This window comes from Streptomyces sp. NPDC029138 (genome assembly GCF_055564375.1).
In genome coordinates this window covers 1-19,905 of sequence record NZ_JBVHWM010000023.1, presented here as the reverse complement: position 1 = coordinate 19,905, position 19,905 = coordinate 1, and the positions used below count along the sequence as shown (strand labels likewise).

The following is a 19,905-nucleotide window of genomic DNA, read 5'->3' as shown; positions in this document are numbered from 1 at the left end:
GGGGGTGATGAACGCCGGGGTCGAAGCCAGACGGGGCCGGGGATGAGCACCACTCCCGGCCCCGCCCGTCCACCGGTCGGCGAACGTTCTACGGCGCTACCTCTTGCCCGACTTCCGGGTGGCCCTCAGCCACTCCTTGTTCATGCTGGTGATGGACACCAGCGGAATCCCCTTGGGGCAGGCGGTCGCGCACTCGCCGGTCAGCGTGCACCCGCCGAACCCCTCCGCGTCCATCTGGGCCACCATGTCCAGCACCCGCGTCTCCCGCTCGGGCGCGCCCTGGGGCAGTACGTTCAGATGGTTGACCTTGGCGGAGGTGAACAGCATGGCCGCCCCGTTGGGACACGCGGCCACACACGCCCCGCACCCGATGCACTCCGCGTGCTCGAACGCGAAGTCGGCGTCGGCCTTCGGCACCGGCGTGGCGTGGGCCTCCGGTGCGGACCCGGTCGGCGCGGTGATGTAGCCGCCGGCCTGGATGATCCGGTCGAACGCCGACCGGTCCACCACCAGGTCCTTGATCACGGGGAAGGCCGCCGCCCGCCACGGCTCGATGTCGATCGTGTCGCCGTCCCGGAAGGACCGCATGTGCAGCTGGCAGGTGGTGGTCCGCTCCGGCCCGTGCGCGTCGCCGTTGATGACGAGCGAGCACGCGCCGCAGATGCCCTCGCGGCAGTCGTGGTCGAAGGCGACCGGCTCCTCCCCGGAGAGGATGAGCTGTTCGTTGAGGACGTCCAGCATCTCCAGGAAGGACATGTCGGGCGAGATGTCGTCCACCTCGTAGGTGGACATCGCTCCTTCGGCGTCGGCGTTCTTCTGCCGCCAGACGCGCAGGGTGAGCTTCATGCGTAGCTCCGCTGGGTGGGATGGACGTACTCGAAGACCAGGTCTTCCTTGTGCAGGACGGGCGCCTCGCCGGTGCCGGTGAACTCCCACGCGGCGGCGTACGAGAACACGTCGTCCTTGCGGGCGGCCTCGCCGTCCGGGGTCTGGGACTCCTCGCGGAAGTGGCCGCCGCAGGACTCGGTGCGGTGCAGCGCGTCGAGGCACATCAGCTCGGCCAGCTCCAGGTAGTCGACGACCCGGTTGGCCTTCTCCAGCGACTGGTTGAACTCCTCGCCGGTTCCGGGGACCTTGATGCGGCGCCAGAACTCCTCGCGGATCTGCGGGATGCGCTCCAGGGCCTTGCGCAGCCCCGCGTCCGTGCGGGCCATGCCGCAGAACTCCCACATCAGCTCGCCTAGTTCGCGGTGGAAGGAGTCCGGGGTGCGGTCGCCGTCCACGGCCAGCAGCAGGTTGATCCGGTCCTCGGTCTCGGCCAGCACCTCCTGGACGACCGGGTGTCCGTCGGTGACCGGTTCCTGGTGCGGGTTGCGGGCCAGGTAGTCGTTGATGGTGGCCGGCAGCACGAAGTAGCCGTCGGCCAGGCCCTGCATCAGCGCGGAGGCGCCGAGCCGGTTGGCGCCGTGGTCGGAGAAGTTGGCCTCCCCGATCGCGAACAGGCCGGGGATCGTGGTCTGGAGGTCGTAGTCGACCCACAGGCCGCCCATCGTGTAGTGCACGGCCGGGTAGATCCGCATCGGCACCTCGTACGGATCCTCGTCGGTGATCCGCTGGTACATGTCGAAGAGGTTGCCGTACCTGGCCTCGACGGCCTTGCGGCCCATGCGCCGGATGGCGTCGGCGAAGTCCAGGTAGACGCCCTGTCCGCCGGGGCCCACTCCCCTGCCCTCGTCGCAGACGTTCTTCGCGGCGCGGGAGGCGATGTCCCGGGGCACGAGGTTGCCGAAGGACGGGTAGATGCGCTCCAGGTAGTAGTCGCGCTCGTCCTCGGGGATCTCGTTCGGCGGGCGGGTGTCGCCCTGGGCCTTGGGCACCCAGATGCGGCCGTCGTTGCGCAGCGACTCGCTCATCAACGTCAGCTTGGACTGGTGGTCGCCGGTGCGGGGGATGCAGGTCGGGTGGATCTGGGTGAAGCAGGGGTTGGCGAAGTAGGCGCCGCGCCGGTGCGCCCGCCAGACGGCGGTCGCGTTGGAGTTCATGGCGTTCGTCGACAGGTAGAAGACGTTGCCGTAGCCGCCGCTCGCGAGGACCACGGCGTCCGCGAAGTACGTGTCGATCTTCCCGGTGACGAGATCGCGCGCCACGATCCCGCGCGCCCGCCCGTCGACCACGATCAGGTCGAGCATCTCGGTGCGCGGATGCATCTCCACGTTCCCGGCGGCGATCTGCCGGGACAGCGCCTGGTAGGCGCCCAGCAGCAGCTGCTGGCCGGTCTGGCCGCGGGCGTAGAAGGTGCGCGAGACCTGGACGCCGCCGAAGGAGCGGGTGTCGAGCAGTCCGCCGTACTCGCGGGCGAACGGCACGCCCTGGGCCACGCACTGGTCGATGATCTCGACGGAGATCTGTGCCAGGCGGTGGACGTTGGACTCGCGGGCCCGGAAGTCGCCGCCCTTGACGGTGTCGTAGAACAGCCGGTGGATGGAGTCGCCGTCGTTGCGGTAGTTCTTCGCCGCGTTGATCCCGCCCTGCGCGGCGATGGAGTGGGCACGGCGCGGGGAGTCCTGGTAGCAGAACTGGACGACGTGGTAGCCCTGTTCGGCGAGCGTGGCCCCGGCGGAGCCGCCGGCCAGGCCGGTGCCGACGACGATGATCGTGTGCTTGCGGCGGTTGGCCGGGTTGACCAGCTTCGCCTCGAAGCGGCGCTTGTCCCAGCGTTCGTGGATGGGCCCGGCGGGGGCCTTGGCGTCGGTGACCGGCGCGCCGGTCGCGTAGTCGGCGTAGGTAGTCATGTCAGCTCACCACTCCGGTCATGACGCCCACGGGTATGGCGATGAAGCCGGCCGTGAGCAGCAGCGCGAGGACGTCGACGATGGTCTTCAGGGCGCGGTCGCGCCTGCGGCTGCCGACGCCGAGGGTCTGGGCGGCGCTCCAGAAGCCGTGCCGGATGTGCAGTCCGAGCGCGAGCATCGCGACGATGTAGATGACGTTGCCGTACCAGGTGGAGAAGGTGTCCACGACGTTCTGGTACGGGTGGCCCTCCTGGAAGCCGCCGGAGTGCACGGTGCCGGTGGTCAGGTCGAGGATGTGCCAGACGATGAAGAGGCCGAGGATGACGCCGCCCCAGCGCATGGTGCGGGTCGCGTAGCTGGCCCGCGGCTTCTTGTGCACGTACTTGCTGGGCCGTGCCCTGATGTCGCGGCGGCTGAGCTGGTAGGCGGACGTGGCGTGGGCGACCACGGCGACGACGAGAACGATCCGGACGAGCCAGAGCGTCCACTCGTAGTGCATGAAGGGCTCGCCGACGGTGCGCAGCCAGTGGGCGTAGTGGTTGAACTCGCCCGCGCCGAAGTAGATCTTCAGATTGCCGATCAGGTGCGCGACCAGGTACAGCAGCATGATCACGCCGCTGACGGCCATCACCGTCTTCTTGCCGACGGTGGAGTCCCACATCGTGCGCGCCATGGACGGCCGTCGGTCCGTCCGCGTTGCCAGAGCCATGGCACAGACGCTAAGGGCGAGACACCCGATCGGTCCAAGACATGGTCCAGCTCGATTCCATAGGCTGGGGCTATTCTGGTGGGGTGCAGTTCCAGCAGCTCCAGTACTTCGTGGCCGTCGCCGAGACCCGGCACTTCACCCGGGCCGCCGAGCTGGTCCATGTCGCCCAGCCGTCGCTGTCCCAGCAGATCAAGGCGCTGGAGCGGGAACTGGGCGCGGATCTCTTCCTTCGCGCCCGGGGCAACATCACGCTCACCGACGCCGGCGAGGCGCTGCTGCCGCTGGCCCGGCGCATCCTGGCCGATGCCGACACGGCGAGGCACGAGGTGCAGGAACTGGTGCAGCTGCGGCGGGGGCGGGTACGGCTGGGGGCGACGCCGAGCCTGTGCACGGGACTGTTGCCGGATGTGCTGCGGGCCTTCCACGACCGGTATCCGGGCATTCAGCTGCTGATCGAGGAGGGCGGCTCCCACGACCTGGTGCGGGAGCTGGCGCGCGGCGCGCTCGACCTCGCGCTGGTCGTGCTGCCGCTGCCGACGCCGGCGCCCGCGCTGACGACCGTGGAGCTGCTGCGCGAGGATCTGGTGGTGGTGTCCTCACCGGAGGCTCCGGAACCCGGCCGGGGCCGGCGGGTCGTGGAGATCGCCGACCTGGAGGGGGAACGGCTGGTCATGTTCCGGCACGGGTACGACCTGCGGGAACTGACCGTCGCCGCGTGCCGCTCCGCCGGGTTCGAGCCGGACTTCGCCGTGGAGGGCGGCGAGATGGACGCGGTGCTGGGGTTCGTCCGGGCGGGGCTCGGCCTGGCCGTCGTACCCCGGATGGTGGCCACTCGGGCGGGCCGGGGGCTGCGGGTCACCCCGCTGGCCCGCCCCGGCCTGCACCGCACCATCGCACTCGCCCACCGCAGCGATGTGGCTCCGCCACGGGCGGCCCGGGAGTTGCAGCGGATGCTGCTCGAGCGGTAGCCGACGCGGCGGAGCGGCAGCCGACGCCGGCGGCACGGCAGGGGATTGCCGGCGGCCGACAGAGCCCCAGGCAACCCCGGCGGCACGACTGGCAGCGCGGCGGAACCGCAGGCAGCGTGGCGGAACCGCAGGCAACCCCGGCAGAGCGCAGGCAACCCCGGCGGTACGCCAGGCAGCACGGCGGCATCGCAGGCAACCCCGGCGGGAACGACAGGCGGTGCGGCGGAGCCGCAGACAACCCAGGCAGGCGGCGCGGCAGAACCGCAGGCAACCACGGGGGGACGACAGGCAGCGCGGCGGAGCCGCAGGCGACCCCGGCGGAACGCCAGGCGACATGGCAGCCGCAGGCAACCACGGCGGTACGCCAGGCAGCACGGCGGCACCGCAGGCAGCGTGGCGGAACCGCAGGCAACCCCGGCAGAGCCACAGGCAACCCCGCCGGAAAGACCAGGCAGCGCGGCGGCACCGCAGGCGACCCCGCCGGAACGACAGGCGGTGGGCGGTCAGGCGGTCAGGACGGTCGGTTTGAGGACCTCCTCGCACCACCGGCGGAAGGACGTGGGCGCCGTTTCGGGGGTGGTGGGCGCCGCGCTGCCGTAGAAGCCCTGCTCGGCGGTGGCGGTCGCGAGGTCGGTCACGGCCCGCGCCCAGTCCTCGCTCGCGCCGTGCCGCAGCAGCGAGGCCCGGTACTCCGCCCCGCTCAGCCGCCGGAAGCGCACCGGCCGGTCCAGCACCTCGGAGACGACGCGCGCCATGTCCTCGGGCGTCAGCGCGTCGGGACCGACCATCGGGACGTCGTCCTGGCCGGTCCAGGACCCGTCGAGCAGCAGCCGTGCCGCTGTGGCACCGACGTCACGGGTGGTGCAGGTGCGCAGCACCCGGTCGCCGTACGTCGCCATGGCGATCACTCCGCCGTCGCGGATCGCCGCGGCCTGGTGGAGCAGGTTCTCCATGAGGTAGGGCGGGCACAGTGCCCGGTGGTGGACCCCGGTGGCCCGGACCACGTCGTCCATGGCCAGCGAGGCCGAGATCTGCCCGGCGTTCCGGGCGACACCGCGGCCCAGGGTGGACACGGCGACGACCCGCTCGACGCCCTGGGTGCGGATCGCGTCGACCAGCGGCCGGGTGAAGGCGCGGAAGTGGCCCTCGACGCTGTCGGCGGTGGGCGTCGGCGGCACCAGCCAGAACACCCGGTCGACGCCCGCGCACGCCTTCGCGGTGACGTCGGGGTCGGCGTGCGAGCCGGTGACGGCCTCGACGCGGTCCCGCACGCGCGGGGACAGGCGCGCGGGATCGCGCACGATCACGCGGACCTCTCCCGCCTCGTCCCCGGCGTCGAGGAGGGAGTCGAGGACCTGGCTGCCGATCTGGCCTGTCGGGGTGGTGACAAGGATCATGGAAAGCTCCTGAAGGGAGGGGGAGGGGGGCGTGATCGAGCCTGCCGTCCGGGGGCCGGTAACTGAAGGACCGCTTCGCTCGCGCTTGTTACCCTCAGGGCAATACCGAGCCTCAGGGCAGTACCGAAGGGAGGGCGAAGCCGTGGAGTCCCGCCCGCTGCGCTACTTCGTCGCCGTCGCCGAGGAACTCAACTTCGCCCGCGCGGCCGAACGGCTGGGCATCTCCGCCCCGCCCCTGTCCCGGGCCATCCGCCGGCTGGAGACGGATCTCGGGGTCACCCTCTTCGAACGGACCACGCACAGCGTCGCCCTGACCCGGGCGGGCGAGGTGCTCCTCGCCGAGGCGCGGTTCGCGCTGGACGCCCTGGAGGCGGCCGGGCGGCGGGCCCGGCGCGCGGCAGGCCCGGACCGGAAGCTGGTCCTGGCGGTCAAGGCCGACGGCGACGCGGGACTGCTGGAGCCGGTCCTGGAGCGCTTCGCCACCGACCCCGCCGCCGTGCCGGTGACGGTCCGGCTGTGCGGGTGGCTGGAACAGCCACGGCTGCTGCGGCGCGGGGAGGCCGACGCCGCGCTGATCCACGAACCCTTCGACCGCACCGGCCTGGACAGCGAGACCCTGATCGCCGAGCCGCGGGTCGCGGTGCTCGGCGCGGCCCACCCGCTCGCCGCCCGCGACCACGTCGTGCTCGCCGACCTCGGGCTGCGCCCCGGGGACGTGCACCGGTTCCTGGAGGAGATGCGCCACGAGGGCCGCGACCTCGCCCAGTTGCTCACCCGCGTCGCCCTGGGCGAGCTGGTCGCCCTGCTGCCGGCGTCCGTCGCCGACCGCTATCCGCGTCCGGGCGTCGTCTACCGGGTCGTCCCGGACGCGCCGCCCTCACTGCTGGCGGTCGCCTGGCCGCAGCAGTCCCGCTCCACGGCCACGGCGGCACTCGTCCGGGCGGCCGCCGCCGTGGCCGCGACCGCCCGGGAGGGGGACGCCGACGCGGCGGACGGCACGGCTCCGGCCGGTCAGCCCGTCGCGTCCACCAGGGCCAGGTCGTGGAGTCTCTCGGGCGGGCCCGGGCGGGCGTAGTACCAGCCCTGGGCCGTGTCGCAGCCCAGTATCCGCAACTGCTCGGCCTGGGCGCCGGTCTCCACGCCCTCCACCGTGACCGCCAGGTCGAGGCTGTGGGCGAGGGAGACGATGCCCTCCACGATCTTCAGGTCGACGGGGTCGGCGGGGAACTGCTGCATGCCCCGGGTGAAGGAGCGGTCCAGCTTGAGGATGCTCACCGGCAGGCGGCGCAGGTTGGCGAGGTTGGAGTAGCCGGTGCCGAAGTCGTCCAGGGCGATGTCGACGCCCATCTCCGCGAGCCGGCGCAGCGGCTTGAGCAGGTCGTCGTCGGCACCGATGAGCGCGGACTCGGTGACCTCCAGGCACAGGGCGTCCGGGGTGACGCCCGACCGTTCGAGGATGTCGACCGTGTCCTGCACCAGGCCGGGGTGGCTGAGCTGGCACGGGGACAGGTTGACGTTGATCCGCAGCGGGCCGGCGGCCTTCTGCTCGCCGTGGCGTTCCCGCCAGGCGCGGGCCTGGCGGATCGACTCCTCCAGGACCCAGCGGCCGAGCGGCACGATCAGGCCGGTGTGCTCGGCGAGCGGGATGAAGCGGTCGGGGCCGAGGACGCCGTGCTGCGGGTGCAGCCAGCGCACCAGGGCCTCGGCGCCGCGCACGCTGCCGTCGCCGAGGTGGACCAGGGGCTGGTACTCGATGAAGAACTCGCCGCGCTCCAGCGCGGTCGGCAGGGCCGTGGTCAGGCCGTGCCGGGTGATGGCGCGGGCGTCGGCCTCGGGGTCGGCGAGTTCGGAGCGGTTGCCGCCCGCCGACTTGGCCCGGTACATGGTGATGTCGGCGCTGCGCAGCACCTCGGCCGCGGTGCGCTCCCCGGCCGGGCCCTCCACGATGCCGAGGCTGCCGCGCACCATGAGGTCGCGGCCGTCGATGCTGATCGGGGTGACCAGCGCGTTCATGATGCGCTCGGCGAGCTCGTCCACCTTCCGTTCGGTGCCGGGGCCGGTGGTCAGGGCCACGAACTCGTCGCCGCCGAGCCGGGCGACCATCTCGCCGGGCGCGGTCGCGCAGGACTGGAGCCGGTCGGCGACCTCCACCAGCAGCCGGTCGCCGGCCGCGTGGCCGAGGCTGTCGTTGATGGTCTTGAAGCCGTCCAGGTCCAGGTAGCACAGGCCGAAGCGCTGGCCCTCGCCCGCGCCCAGGGCCTTCTCCAGCCGTTCGAAGAACAGGGAACGGTTGGGCAGGCCGGTGAGGGCGTCGTGCGTGGCCTCGTAGCGCAGCCGGAGGTTGAGCAGCCGGCGCTCGGTGGTGTCCTCCATGAGGGCGAGCTGGTACTGCGGGTCGCCGTCGGCGTCGCGCAGCAGGGACACCGTCAGGTTGGTCCACAGGACCGTCCCGTCGGGGCGGTTGAAGGCCTTCTCCACGTGGTAGTGCTCGCGCTCGCCGCTTACGAGTTCGTCGTAGAGCCGCCACGTCTGCGGGGCGTCCTCGGGATGGACCCAGTCCTGGACGCGCCGGCCGCGCAGGGTCTGCTCGGAGAGCCCGAACATGCGCAGCAGCGCCTTGTTGACCTGGAGGACGTTGCCGTCGAGGTCGGCGATGCCGATTCCTATGGCCGCGCCCTCGAAGACCGCGCGGAAGCGGGCCTCGCTCGCGTGCAGCGCCTGGGCCACCACGCCCTGGGCCTGCAACGCGGCCTGGGCGATCGCCTCCTGCTCGGCGAGGGTGCGCTCACGCAGCGCCTGGGCGTAGCCGGCGGCCATGGCGTGCTGCAACCGGGAGGAGCGGATGCGCAGTTCGTCCTGGGGGCCGTCCTCGCCGCAGTACAGGACCAGGTAGGCGTCGACGCAGTCGAGGGTGCGGGCCAGTGCCTCGGGGTCGGTGCAGTGCGCCCCGACCAGGGCGGCGCCGACGGCCTTCGCCGCGTCCGCGTCGAAGCTGCGGGCGCGCAGCAGTTCGCTCAACCGGCGTGCGAGCGGCAGGAGTTCTTCCTCGAACTCGGCTCGGGTCAGCGACGTGGAGGTCACCGGGAAGAGCGCTCTGCTCCAGATCGTCGTCAGCCGGCGCAGTCTGTCCTCCGGCCCGTCCGGCTCCGCGCTCACGCCGTACGCCCCACGCCGGCGAATCCGGAGAAGGCATACGGATCATCGTCCTCCGGCACCGCGTCCGGGCGCCAGCGCGGCATCGGCACCAGTCCGGGTTCCACCATGTCGTACCCCTCGAAGAACCGCGCGATCTCCTCGCGCGAGCGCATGATCAGCGGGTTGCGAATGTCCTTGTACACGTCCACCGCGCCCTCGGCCCGCTCGGCGGGCAGCGGGATTCCCTCGTAGGAGGCATGGGTGAGGATCAGCAGGCTGCCGGGCGCGAGCGCCTCGCGCAGCTCGGCCACCGCACCGTACGGGTCGTCCGCGTCTTCCACGAAGTGCAGTATGGCAACGAGGAGGAGGGCCACTGGCCGATTCAGGTCGATCAGGCGGTCCAGTTGGGGGCTGGAGAGGATCTCCCGGGGCTTGCGCAGGTCCGCCGCGACCACGTCGGCGTCGTCGTTGCCCGCGAGGACCGCCTGGCTGTGGGCGACGGCCACCGGGTCGTGGTCGACGTAGACCACGCGGGCGCCCGGTACGGCCGCCTGCGCCACCTCGTGCACATTGCCGAAGGTGGGGATGCCGGAGCCGATGTCGAGGAACTGGGTGATGCCCTCCCCGGCCGCGAACCGCACGGCCCGGCGCATGAACGCCCGGTTGGCCTGCATGATCTTCGGCAGGCCCGGCATGAACTCCATGGCCTTGCGGGCCGCTTCCCGGTCGACCTCGAAGTTGTGCGAACCGCCCAGGTAGTAGTCGTAGATCCGCGAGACGCTGGGCACCGAGATGTCGATGCTCCGTGGGGCCCAGGCGGGACGCTCCATGTATCTCTCCAAGGCGTGGACGGTTGCAGGCGATCCGGTGTTCGAGCTGAGGCTACTGATCGCCCGCCAAAGGAGCGACCTGAACCGGAAATTGACCGTCCGTTCCCGGTCACTGCCTGTGGCAAGTGCCCGTATGGCCCCACTGTGTGACGGCTGCACGGGCACCTCGCGCGCTCTCCGCACACAACGATCCGCCCCCTCCGTGCGGTGCGGAGGGGGCGGATCTTCGGCCGCGCGCCGGGGCGGGCGGGGCGATCGACCCTGGGGAGGTGATCAGTTGCCCGGCGCGCCGACCGGCTTTCCGTCGGGCGAGACGGCGTACCATGTGCCGCCCACGCCCTGACCGTTGGTGTCGCCCGGGGCCTTGTCCCCGGAGAAGGTGTAGATCGGCCAGCAGTTGACGGTCATCTGCTTCACCCCGTCGGGGCGGGTGAAGGGCATCAGGCCCTTCTTCTTGACGCCGTCGGTGTCGTCGGCGTTGACCGGGCCGACCGCCGGCCACTTCTCCAGGCAGGCACCGGTGCAGTTGGAGACGGACTTCGGCCAGGCCTCGTCCTTCATGAAGCGGTAGACCGTCATGCCGTTCTTGTCGACGACGATGTCCCCCAGCTTGGCGTCCTTGCGGACCGACAGGCCGGGCAGGTCGGACAGCTTGGCCTTCTTTCCGGTGGGGGCGAGCGCGAACCACTTGCCGCCCACGCCCTGGCCGTTGACGTCACCGGCGTTGACGTCCTTGGCGTAACGGTAGGCGGGCCAGCCGCCGATGGTGAGCTGCTTGGAGCCGTCGGCACGGGTGACCTCGCCGAGCAGCGCCTTGTCGATGCCGGCGCCGGCGGTGGCGTCGTCGGCGGGGACCGGAGGCCAGGTGGTGGCGCAGTCGCCGGCGCAGTTGGACTTGGGCGGGTTGGCGGTGTCCTTGTCGAACCGGTAGAGGGTGAGGCCGGAGCCGTCGGTCAGCACATTGCCCAGCTCGGGGTTGCTGGCCACGGTGAGCTTGCCCGCGGGGGTCACCGGGGCCGGGGAGTTGGAACTCTGGTTGCCGTCGGCGCCGTATCCGTTGCCCGCGCCCGTCGCGGTGCCGCTGCCCGGGTTGCCGTAGTCGCCGGCCGCGGCCGTGGCCCCCACGTTCTGGGCCGCCGACGCGGGAGTGGGGGCATTGTCCTGACCGCACGCCGTCGTCAGCGCCAGCACCGAAGCGGCTGTCGCCACCAGTGAGGCGGTCCGCCAGGAGGTCTTCATCGTCAACTCCCATATGTCGCCTGGATATTGCAGCGCCTGCTGTGCCGCCGCACGGCCATGGGTACGCACCGGAGGGGCCCCGGTGTTCAACGGCGGCCGGAATTTCTTTCCGGATCCTGTGCGGCGGCGGGGGCCGGACAGGCGTGCACACGGGGACGCACGGTGCGACAGCGGGTTCTTCCGCCCGTCAAACCTCCGATCACACCATCTCCCTCTTTCGGAGCAATCTCGGCCGACCAGGGGGTACGGCGACCTTCCGCGCCTCATGATCTCGGTCGTGCCTGGACCCGAAGTGACCCGACGCGCGCCCACCACACGGGTGTTGGCCTTGTTGACGTTGACGTGGACCCTGGTGGGCTGTCCGGTCGGCAGCGCGTCGGCCGACGCCTGCGCGTACGCCTCCACGGGCCCGGACGGCACGGTGGCGGTGGCCCACGCCGGCGGCCACCACTGGCCCGACCCGCCCTGTCCGAAGCCGCCCCCGCCACCGTGCCCGCCCACGCCGACGCCCACCCCCACTCCGACACCGCCGCCGAAACCAACGCCTCCGCCCAAGCCGACGCCTCCGCCGAAGCCGACACCGCCTCCCAGGCCGACGCCGCCACCGCCGCCGAGGCCGACCCCCACGCCACGGCCGCCCGCCCGGCCCGCTCCGGCACCCCCGGCTCCCCCGGCACCCCGGCCGACGCCCACCCCCACGCCACCGGCGCCCGCGCCGAAACCCCCACCGAAGCCGGCGCCCAAGCCCACCCCGCGGCCCTCCGTGAGCCCGGTGAGCTACCCGGCGTACCACCCCCACGCCATCAGCCACACCCCGCGCGGCCGCACCTCCCCCGTCACCTACGTCCTGCTCATCACCGTGCCCGCGATCGTCGCCGTCGCGGCGCTGCGCCCGCGCTGACGCGTCGGCTCCCTCACTGCCTGGAGGCATCAGTTGTCGGATTGGCTTGTTCTCATCCTCGCGATGCTGGGGGCCTGTGCCGTGGTGGTCGTCATCACGCTGCTACGGCACCGGGCGGCCGCCGAGGACGAGGATCCCAACGAGACCCCGGACGTCATCGAGTACATGACGATGTGGATCGGCGTCATCTACGCCATCGTCCTCGGCCTGGCCATCGCGGGCGTCTGGGAGGCGCGCAACACCGCCCAGGACCACGTGCAGACCGAGGCCCAGGCGCTGCACGAGATCTCGGAGCGGGTCCGGGTCTACCCGCCGGACGTCCGGGACGGCATCCGCGCGGACGTGGACGCCTACGTCGGTTACGTCGTCCACACCGAGTGGCGGACGATGGCGGACGACGAGCGGGTCACCGACCGCGGCACCGAACTGCTGCACAAGGTCCGGGAGGACGTCACCGACTACCGGCCGAGGAACGACTTCGAGGCGCAGGCCTACCAGCCGCTGCTGGACCAGCTGGCCACCGCCGACCAGGCGCGCAACGCGCGCGCCGAGTCCACCGGGGCCACCATGCCGCCGGTCGTGTGGTGGGGGCTGTTCACCGGCGCGCTGATCACCATCGGCATGGTGTTCGCGTTGCAGATCCGGCGCACCGGACGCGAACTGGTCCTGGCCGGGCTGTTCTCCGCGACCATCGCCTTCATGCTGTTCCTCATCTGGGACTTCGACGCGCCCTACAGCCGGGGCATCGCGGTGACCGCGGAGCCGTTCCAGAGCCTGTTCCCGGGCATCACCGGATAACCCCGGCCGCCGGAAGCGGCGTCTTCCGGTCGGCCGGCACGGCGGCCACGGCAGGCCTTCGCCCCCGCTTCCGCGAGGAACCGGGGCGAAGGCCTGTCGACGTGCGTGTACTCGGGGGTGGGGCGGGGAGGGAATCGGTGGCCTCGGGGGCGCACCGGGGGCTCAGACGCGCTTCTCGTGCCGGCGGCGCAGCCAGAGGGCACCACCGCCGAGCACGGCCGCGCCCACCAGGCCGCTGCCGATCGCCGTGTCGGTGGGCGTCGCGCCGCTGATCCTGCTTCCGCCGAAGCCGCCGTTGACGCCGCCGATGACGCTGAAGGCCCCACGGCGGGTCAGGGTGCGGCCGTCGCAGCGGACGGTGACGTCGTACCGGCCGCGGCGGGCGTCGCGGTCGACGGTGGCGACACCCCGCGCGGTGTCGTCGCGGAACTGTTCCAGCTCGATGGTGCCGAAGGCGTCGGAACTGGCCGTGCCGCCCCGGCAGCCGTTCACGATGATGGTGAGGCGGCCCCCGGCCGAGACGATGTCGGGCGTGACGAAGATGTCGCGGGAGTTGGCGAAGTCGTCGCCACGGTCCCCGAAGCCGTCTCCGCCGAATCCGTTCCCGCGGCCGAAGTCGTCTCCGCGTCCGTTGCCGAAGCCCTCGCCCCCTCGGCCGTTGCCTTCACCGCCACGGCCATTGCCGTGGCCCTCGCCGCCACGACCGTTTCCTTCGCCTCCACGGCCGTTGCCATTGTTGTTGCCGTTGAAGTTCCCGTTCCCGCGGCCGTTCCCGTTGCCGTTGAAGTTCCCGTTGCCGTTGCCGTTGCCGTTGCCGTTGCCGTTGAAATGGCCGTTCCCGTTGAAGTTCCCGTTCCCGTTGAAGTTCCCGTTCCCGGGGAAGACGCCGTTCCCGGGGAAGACGCCGTTCCCACTGAAGGTGCCGATGTTGCCGGTACCGGGCACGATGACCGTGGCGTTGTTGTCGGTGGTGCTCGGTCCGCCCCCGTTGCCCATGCCGTCCGCGACGGCGTCAGGGGCGGCGAGCCCGAGCACGGCGACCGCGGTGCACGCCGCTGCCAGGGCGCGTTGGTTGCGCATGTGATCCTCCGCGGGAGGCACCCCGGGTCCCGTCCCCGGTGGATCGGCGAGAAAACACCTCCCGGGTAGACCCTCAGACGCGCAGAACACGCCCGCATGTCGAGAATGGTCCGTCCTGGTGAGCCGACACGCCGACGGACAACCACACAATCGGATATTGCCGCAGGTCACGGACCGTCAGAAAATTCCTGGAAACGGCAACTCGGATGGCGCACCGGCCGGGTGCGAGGCCACCCGTTCGCCGTTCGACCCGTCGCCCGCCGCACGCGCGGGACTTAGCGTTTTCCCATGCGCGAGGGACGTGCCGAGGCCCGCGTCGAGAGGGGTGACGAATGTCTGCGTCCAAGCTGGCCCAGCTTGCCGAAGAGGAGGAGCGGCGGAGGAAGCGCGCCCCGTGGGGCGTGATAGCGCTTGTTCTGCTGACCGGCCTGGCGCTCATTCGCAACGGTTCGGGGGAATTCGACGTCGGCCCGCCGCAGCCCGCCACCGCGGCGGCCCCGGACAGCCGCGCCACGCTGGGCACGTTCGCGCCGGCGCCCGCCTCCCTGCCGTTCTCCCCGGTGCAGCGGGTCCGCATCCCGGCGATCCGGGTGGACGCGCCCGTCGTGCAGGTCGGGCTGGACGCGGACGGCTGGGTCGCCGCGCCGCCGCCGGAGAACCCGGGCCTGGCCGGCTGGTTCACCGGCTCCGTGTCCCCGGGGGAGAAGGGCACCGCGGTCGTCGTCGGCCATGTCGACAACAAACAGGGCCCCGCCGTGTTCTACGGTCTCGGGGCGCTGAAGAAGGGAAACCAGGTCGAGGTCCTGCGCCAGGACGGAAAGACCGCCGTGTTCGAGATCTACGGGGTCGAGGTCTTCGAGAAGAACAATTTCCCGGGCGACCGGGTGTACGGCTCGAAGGGGACACCGGAACTCCGGGTCATCACCTGCGGCGGCGGTTTCTCGAAGCAGAACGGCTACGAGGGGAACGTCGTCGTCTTCGCCCGCCTGGCCGCGGTCGTCTGAACCACCGCGGGCAGGCGGGCGGAAGAGGCCCGGTACGACCGGGAGACGTCACACGCGCCGGCGCGGCACGGTGAGGCGGTATCCGGAGTCGATCAGATAGGGCAGCCACTCGCGGATCGCTCGGACGGTCTGGGAGCGGTCACCCCCGGCGTCGTGGGAGAGCACCACGACACCGGGGGCGGCGCCGCTCTCCACCTGGTCGATGATGGTGCCGACGCCGGGCTCCATCCAGTCGGTGGTGTCCACGGTCCAGGCCATCGGCTCCATGCCCATCTCCGCGCCCAGTTGGAAGGCGGCGCGGTTCCAGGCGCCGTAGGGAGCGCGGAACCACTGCGGACGCTCGCCGTAGGCGTCCTCGATGACGTCGCTGGTGCTCTCCATCTCGGAGCGGATCTCACGGCGGTTCAGCTCGGTCAGCAGCGGGTGCGTCCAGGTGTGGTTGCCGACGACATGGCCCTCGTCGGCCATCCGGGCCAGCAGTTCCTTGTTCTCCACGACACACTCGCCGCACACGAAGAACATCGCCCGTACGCCGTACTTGGCGAGGGTGTCCAGGATGTGCGGGGTGTACTCCGGGTTCGGGCCGTCGTCGAAGGTCAGCACCATGTGCCGGCCGCTTCCGGAGACCCGCAGGATGGGTTCCCTGCGCACCTTCAGTCTGCGGGGCGCGGCGCGCGGCGGTCCGTCTCCGGTGAGCGGCTGGAGCCGGAAGGCGGAGGGCTTGAGGGCCTGGCGGGCCTGTGGGCCGGCGACCGGGGCCACGGCGGTCCGGGCGGTCTCCTCGCCGCCTTCCGCCAGGACGACTCCGGCGGTGCCCGCGGCTCCCAGGGCGGCGACGCCGGCGAGGAGCATCCGGCGCCGCGTGAACAACTGATCCTTCTTCATGACCCATCAGTCGCCCGGCCGGGCTCCGGCGCACCACAACGGCACCGGTGGGGCGGCGGGAATGCACCCGGACAGCCGAGTGGGCGGAGACGTTTCAGCGGCGGCGCACGAGCGGGAAGGGCAGCGTCTCACGGATCGTCAGGCCGGTGAGGAACATGACGAGCCGGTCGACGCCGAGGCCGAGGCCGCCGGTCGGGGGCATGGCGTAGGCGAGGGCCTGAAGGAAGTCCTCGTCCAGTTCCATGGCCTCCGGGTCGCCGCCGGCGGCCAGCAGCGACTGCTCGGTGAGCCGGCGACGCTGCTCGACGGGGTCGGTCAGCTCGGAGTAGGCGGTGCCGAGTTCGGTGCCGAAGGCGACGAGGTCCCAGCGTTCGGCGAGCCGCGGGTCGGTGCGGTGCTGCCGGGTCAGCGGGGAGACGTCGGTCGGGAAGTCCTTGTAGAAGGTGGGCGGTCCGGTCCGGTGCTCGACCAGCCGCTCGTACATCTCCAGCACGACGTCACCGGGCCCGTCGTCGGCGGTGTACGGCACCCCCGTGCGGTCGCACAGCCGGTGCAGCCGCAGCAGTTCGGTGCCGGGGCCGATCTCCTCCCCGAGCGTCTCGGAGAGCGCCCCGTACACGGTCTTGACGGGCCAGGTCCCGGAGATGTCGTGCTCCTCGCCGTCCCTGCGGGCCACCGGGGAGCCGAAGGCGGCGGTCGCGGCTCCCTGGATCAGTTCGCGGGCGAGATGCAGCATGACGTCGTAGTCGGCGTGGGCCTGGTAGGCCTCCAGCATGGTGAACTCGGGGTTGTGCTTGTGGGAGACGCCCTCGTTGCGGAAGGTGCGGCCCAGTTCGAAGACCTTCTCCAGGCCGCCGACGCACAGCCGCTTCAGGTACAGCTCGGGGGCGATGCGCAGGTACAGGTCGAGGTCGTAGGCGTTGATGTGGGTGGTGAAGGGGCGGGCGTTGGCGCCGCCGTGGACCTGCTGGAGCATCGGGGTCTCGACCTCCAGGTAGCCGCGGTCCAGCAGTCCCTGGCGCAGGGCCTGGACGGCGGCGGAGCGGGTGCGCAGGACGGCGCGGGCGTCGGGGCTGGTGATCAGGTCCAGGTGGCGGCGGCGGACCCTGGCCTCGGGGTCGGTGAGGCCGCGCCGCTTGTCGGGCAGGGGGTGCAGGCACTTGCCGGTGAGCTGCCAGGAGGTGACGAAGACGGTGGGTTCGCCCCGGTCGCTCGGCCGGGCGTGGCCGGTGACCGTGATGTGGTCGCCGATGTCGGTGTCGCGGGTGAAGCGGTCGAGTGCCGGGCCGGAGCCGTCGCGGGTGAGGGCGATCTGGTGGTCGCCGGACCAGTCGCGCAGCACGGCGAAGACGATGCCGCCGAAGTCGCGGACCAGCATGACGCGTCCGGCCACGGTGACGTCCGCGCCGGGGGTGACGTCGGCGAGGGCGTGGGTCGGGGCGGGGACGCCCACGGGATAGGGGTCGGTGCCGGTGGCGCGCAGCCGGTCGAGGGTGCGGTACCGGGCACGGACCTGGTCGGGTAGGTCCGCGTCCCGGGCGGCGGGCCCGGCCTCGTCCCCTCCGGCGAGGCCGGACACCGGCACGGACGGCGGGCCCGCCGTGATGGCGGGCCGCCGTCCGGTGTTCGGGTGCCCTTTTCCCCAGAGTTTGCGCAGCGAAGGGACGGAGACGAAGCCTTCGGCGATGGCGGAGGCCAGGCCGATACGGGCGAGGGAGGCGGTGTCGCCGTAGCAGATGAACCGCGGGTACCACTCGGGGCGGTACTTGGCGTTGGAGCGGTACAGGGCCTCCAGCTGCCACCAGCGGGAGAAGAACAGCAGCAGCCGGCGCCACAGCCGCAGGACCGGTCCGGCGCCGATGCGGGCGCCCTCCTCGAAGACGGAGCGGAAGACGGCGAAGTTCAGGGAGACACGGCGCACGCCCAGTTTCGGCGCGGCGGCGCACAGTTCCGCGACCATGAACTCCATGACCCCGTTGGGGGCGGCCCGGTCACGGCGCATCAGGTCCAGGGAGACGCCGTCGCGGCCCCAGGGCACGAAGGAGAGCAGCGCGAGCAGCCGGCCGCCCTCGCCGAGGGCCTCGACGAGCAGGCAGTCGCCGTCGGCGGGGTCGCCGAGCCGGTCCAGGGCCATGGAGAAGCCGCGTTCGGTCTCGGTGTCCCGCCAGGCGTCGGCCTTGCGGACGATCTCCTCCATCTCGCGTTCGGTGAGGTGCGCGTGCCGGCGGATGCGGCAGACGGCTCCGGTACGGCGGACCCGGTGCACGGCCTGCCGGGTGACGCGCATGTCCCGGCCGGCCAGATCGAAGCCCGGGACGTGCAGGATCGCCTCGTCGCCGAGCTGGAGGGCGCCGAGGCCGGCGCGAGCACAGGCGCGGGCGCCGGCCTCGGAGGCGCCCATCACGGCGGGCGCCCAGGCGTGCCGGCGGGCCATGTCCAGCCAGGCGTGGATGGCGCGCGGCCAGGCCTCCGGGTCACCGACGGGGTCCCCGGAGGCCAGGCACACCCCGGCCTCGACGCGGTAGGTGACGGCCGCCTTGCCGCTGGGCGAGAAGACGACGGCCTTGTCGCGCCGGGTGGCGAAGTAGCCGAGGGAGTCCCGGTCGCCGTACGCCGCCAGCAGGGCGCGGACGCGGGCCTCCTCGTCGCCGTGCAGGGCGGCTTCCAGGCGCTGGGAGCGGAACAGCGTGGCGGCGGCGTTCAGCAGGGCGAGGGCGCCGAGCAGGCCGAGCACGAAGGTCACCTGGCGCGGTGGGCGGCCGTCGAAGGCGCTGCCCGGGACCAGCCCGCCGCATACCCGGGCGGCGGCCCAGGCCAGGTGCTGGCCCGCCGGGAGCGTGCCCGGGAGGAGCAGCAGCAGGCCCCAGCCGAGCAGGATCGCCACGGCCAGCCCGGCCAGCAGCACGGCGAGGGCCCGCCATACGGCGCCGCGGCGGGAGGCGGCGTAGAACTCCCCGCGCGCGAGGACGAGCAGGAGCAGCAGGAGCGCGCACAGCACGAGGGACGGCAGGGACTCGGCGTACAGGCCGACGGCGGTGCCGAGCGCGTCGGTGAGGACGAGCAGGCCGAGACAGACGACGACCAGCCACCAGGCGACCTTCTTGCGGGCGGCGGTGGCGCCGGCCAGCAGGAACAGGAAGACGGCGTAGGCGAGGCTGTCGCTGACGGGGACCACGAGCAGGTCGAGGATGCGGACGAGCGGGCGCAGCGGCCGGCGCAGCGGGGTGATGATCGCGAGCAGGGCGCACAGCAGGCCCAGGGCGGCGAACAGGGTCGCGAAGGCTTGCGGGACCCAGCCGAGGCGTCCGCCTGCGGGCGGGCGTGTCGGCGCCGTGGCGGCCCTCCGTGCGGCGGGCTCCGCGGTGGCGGTCATGGTTCCGACTCTAGGAAGGGCCGCCGTGCCTCGCCCGTCGAGCGGCCCCTCGTGAACCGCCGTTCACCAGGAACGGTCGATTCCGATAGCCTCTCGACCGTGACGGAACAGCATCACGAGCAGCACTCGTCTGCGCACCGGTTCGAACGGGGCACGGACGGGCCGAAGGTCATCCTGGTCGGCGTGGACGGCTCCGACTCCTCGATGCGCGCCGCCGCGTACGCGGCGGGTCTGGCCCGGCGCCAGCACGCGCTGCTGGCGGTGGTGTACGTGCAGCCGGTGCTCGCGGCCGGGGCTGCGCTCGGGGCGCCGGTGGCGGAGACCACCGACGAGATCGCCGAGGACCTGGTCGCGCAGATCCGGGAGGCGGCCGAGCGGCTCAAGGGGGCGTTCGAGGTGCGCTGGGAGTTCCACACCTTCCGCGGCGACCCCTACAACGGGCTGGTGAAGGCGGCGGACGAGCTGAAGGCGGACGCGGTGGTGGTGGGCGCCTCGGAGCAGGCCGGCCACCGGATCATCGGCTCGGTCGCGGTCCGCCTGGTGAAGGCGGGCCGCTGGCCGGTGACGGTCGTGCCGTAGGGGGCCACGGCAGGGGGCTCCGGCAAGGCCGAGCGCCGGGCACGGGCCGCCCAGGATCGAACACGCCCCGCGCGGGCGAGCGGGGGGGGGGGGGGGGGGGGGGGGGGGGGGGGGGGGGGGGGAGGGTGGGGGGGGGGGGGGGGGGGGGGGGGGGGGGGGGGGGGGGGGGGGGGGGGGGGGGGGGGGGGGTTGTGGGGGGGGGGGGGGGGGGTCCA

The 19,905-nt window shown here is 72.3% G+C and carries 16 protein-coding genes; 6 read left to right on the top strand and 10 right to left on the bottom strand.

Annotated elements, in window-relative coordinates; genetic code table 11:
- Positions 1–96 precede the first annotated feature (96 nt).
- The 3 genes from ACZ4WH_RS19860 to ACZ4WH_RS19850 are packed head-to-tail and all read right to left on the bottom strand — an operon-like array spanning position 97 to position 3,465.
- Positions 97–846 carry a succinate dehydrogenase/fumarate reductase iron-sulfur subunit gene (locus tag ACZ4WH_RS19860; protein ID WP_468182108.1) on the bottom strand — a complete coding sequence of 250 codons (750 nt, stop codon included), beginning with the start codon at positions 844–846 and terminating at the stop codon, positions 97–99.
- Positions 843–2,792 carry a fumarate reductase/succinate dehydrogenase flavoprotein subunit gene (locus tag ACZ4WH_RS19855; protein WP_468182106.1) on the bottom strand — a complete coding sequence of 650 codons (1,950 nt, stop codon included), beginning with the start codon at positions 2,790–2,792 and terminating at the stop codon, positions 843–845. Before ACZ4WH_RS19855 ends, ACZ4WH_RS19860 begins: the two co-directional genes overlap by 4 nt.
- A 1-nt stretch (position 2,793) precedes the next feature.
- Positions 2,794–3,465, bottom strand: a complete 672-nt coding sequence (locus ACZ4WH_RS19850) for a succinate dehydrogenase (protein WP_468182251.1) — start codon at positions 3,463–3,465, stop codon at positions 2,794–2,796.
- A 119-nt stretch (positions 3,466–3,584) separates the two neighbouring features.
- On the opposite strand from ACZ4WH_RS19850, the gene ACZ4WH_RS19845 reads away from it, so the two are divergent.
- Entirely contained in the window at positions 3,585–4,469 is an 885-nt protein-coding gene (locus ACZ4WH_RS19845; RefSeq protein ID WP_468182104.1) for a LysR family transcriptional regulator, read from the top strand.
- Between the two features lie 503 nt (positions 4,470–4,972).
- On the opposite strand, the gene ACZ4WH_RS19840 is transcribed toward ACZ4WH_RS19845, so the two are convergent.
- Entirely contained in the window at positions 4,973–5,866 is an 894-nt protein-coding gene (locus ACZ4WH_RS19840) for an NAD(P)H-binding protein (protein ID WP_468182102.1), read from the bottom strand.
- A 142-nt stretch (positions 5,867–6,008) separates the two neighbouring features.
- Between ACZ4WH_RS19840 and ACZ4WH_RS19835 the strand changes: the two genes are divergently transcribed.
- The gene (locus tag ACZ4WH_RS19835; RefSeq protein WP_468182100.1) at positions 6,009–6,941 is read left to right on the top strand and encodes a LysR family transcriptional regulator; all 933 of its coding nucleotides are present in this window, start codon (positions 6,009–6,011) and stop codon (positions 6,939–6,941) included.
- On the opposite strand, the gene ACZ4WH_RS19830 is transcribed toward ACZ4WH_RS19835, so the two are convergent.
- From ACZ4WH_RS19830 to ACZ4WH_RS19820, 3 genes are all read right to left on the bottom strand, one after another.
- Complete coding sequence (locus tag ACZ4WH_RS19830; RefSeq protein WP_468182098.1) at positions 6,878–9,022, bottom strand: putative bifunctional diguanylate cyclase/phosphodiesterase; 2,145 nt, start codon at positions 9,020–9,022, stop codon at positions 6,878–6,880. The two genes, ACZ4WH_RS19835 and ACZ4WH_RS19830, sit on opposite strands and share 64 nt — an antisense overlap.
- Positions 9,019–9,831, bottom strand: a complete 813-nt coding sequence (locus tag ACZ4WH_RS19825) for an SAM-dependent methyltransferase (RefSeq protein ID WP_468182096.1) — start codon at positions 9,829–9,831, stop codon at positions 9,019–9,021. The genes ACZ4WH_RS19830 and ACZ4WH_RS19825 overlap by 4 nt, the downstream gene beginning before the upstream one ends.
- Before the next feature lie 273 nt (positions 9,832–10,104).
- Entirely contained in the window at positions 10,105–11,070 is a 966-nt protein-coding gene (locus ACZ4WH_RS19820; RefSeq protein ID WP_468182094.1) for an SCO0930 family lipoprotein, read from the bottom strand.
- 772 nt (positions 11,071–11,842) lie between these two features.
- Between ACZ4WH_RS19820 and ACZ4WH_RS19815 the strand changes: the two genes are divergently transcribed.
- Together ACZ4WH_RS19815 and ACZ4WH_RS19810 are read left to right on the top strand one after the other, a co-directional pair.
- Entirely contained in the window at positions 11,843–11,971 is a 129-nt protein-coding gene (locus tag ACZ4WH_RS19815) for a hypothetical protein (protein WP_468182091.1), read from the top strand.
- A 33-nt stretch (positions 11,972–12,004) separates the two neighbouring features.
- Positions 12,005–12,769, top strand: coding sequence for a bestrophin-like domain (locus ACZ4WH_RS19810; protein ID WP_468182089.1), 765 nt, complete (start codon positions 12,005–12,007; stop codon positions 12,767–12,769).
- Between the two features lie 162 nt (positions 12,770–12,931).
- On the opposite strand, the gene ACZ4WH_RS19805 is transcribed toward ACZ4WH_RS19810, so the two are convergent.
- The gene (locus ACZ4WH_RS19805) at positions 12,932–13,849 is read right to left on the bottom strand and encodes a hypothetical protein (protein WP_468182087.1); all 918 of its coding nucleotides are present in this window, start codon (positions 13,847–13,849) and stop codon (positions 12,932–12,934) included.
- 332 nt (positions 13,850–14,181) lie between these two features.
- On the opposite strand from ACZ4WH_RS19805, the gene ACZ4WH_RS19800 reads away from it, so the two are divergent.
- Positions 14,182–14,853 (top strand): class F sortase, encoded by a 672-nt coding sequence (locus tag ACZ4WH_RS19800; RefSeq protein WP_468182085.1) that lies wholly within the window; start codon positions 14,182–14,184, stop codon positions 14,851–14,853.
- Between the two features lie 48 nt (positions 14,854–14,901).
- Here the strand turns inward: ACZ4WH_RS19800 and ACZ4WH_RS19795 are convergent, their stop codons facing one another.
- A complete protein-coding gene (locus ACZ4WH_RS19795; RefSeq protein ID WP_468182083.1) occupies positions 14,902–15,738 on the bottom strand; it encodes a polysaccharide deacetylase family protein in 837 nt (278 codons plus the stop codon).
- Positions 15,739–15,832: 94 nt separating this feature from the next.
- Positions 15,833–19,111 (bottom strand): bifunctional lysylphosphatidylglycerol synthetase/lysine--tRNA ligase LysX, encoded by a 3,279-nt coding sequence (gene lysX / locus ACZ4WH_RS19790; RefSeq protein ID WP_468182081.1) that lies wholly within the window; start codon positions 19,109–19,111, stop codon positions 15,833–15,835.
- Positions 19,112–19,210: 99 nt separating this feature from the next.
- Here lysX and ACZ4WH_RS19785 point away from each other — a divergent pair, with 99 nt between their 5' ends.
- A complete protein-coding gene (locus ACZ4WH_RS19785) occupies positions 19,211–19,690 on the top strand; it encodes a universal stress protein (RefSeq protein ID WP_468182079.1) in 480 nt (159 codons plus the stop codon).
- Positions 19,691–19,905: the final 215 nt, after the last annotated feature.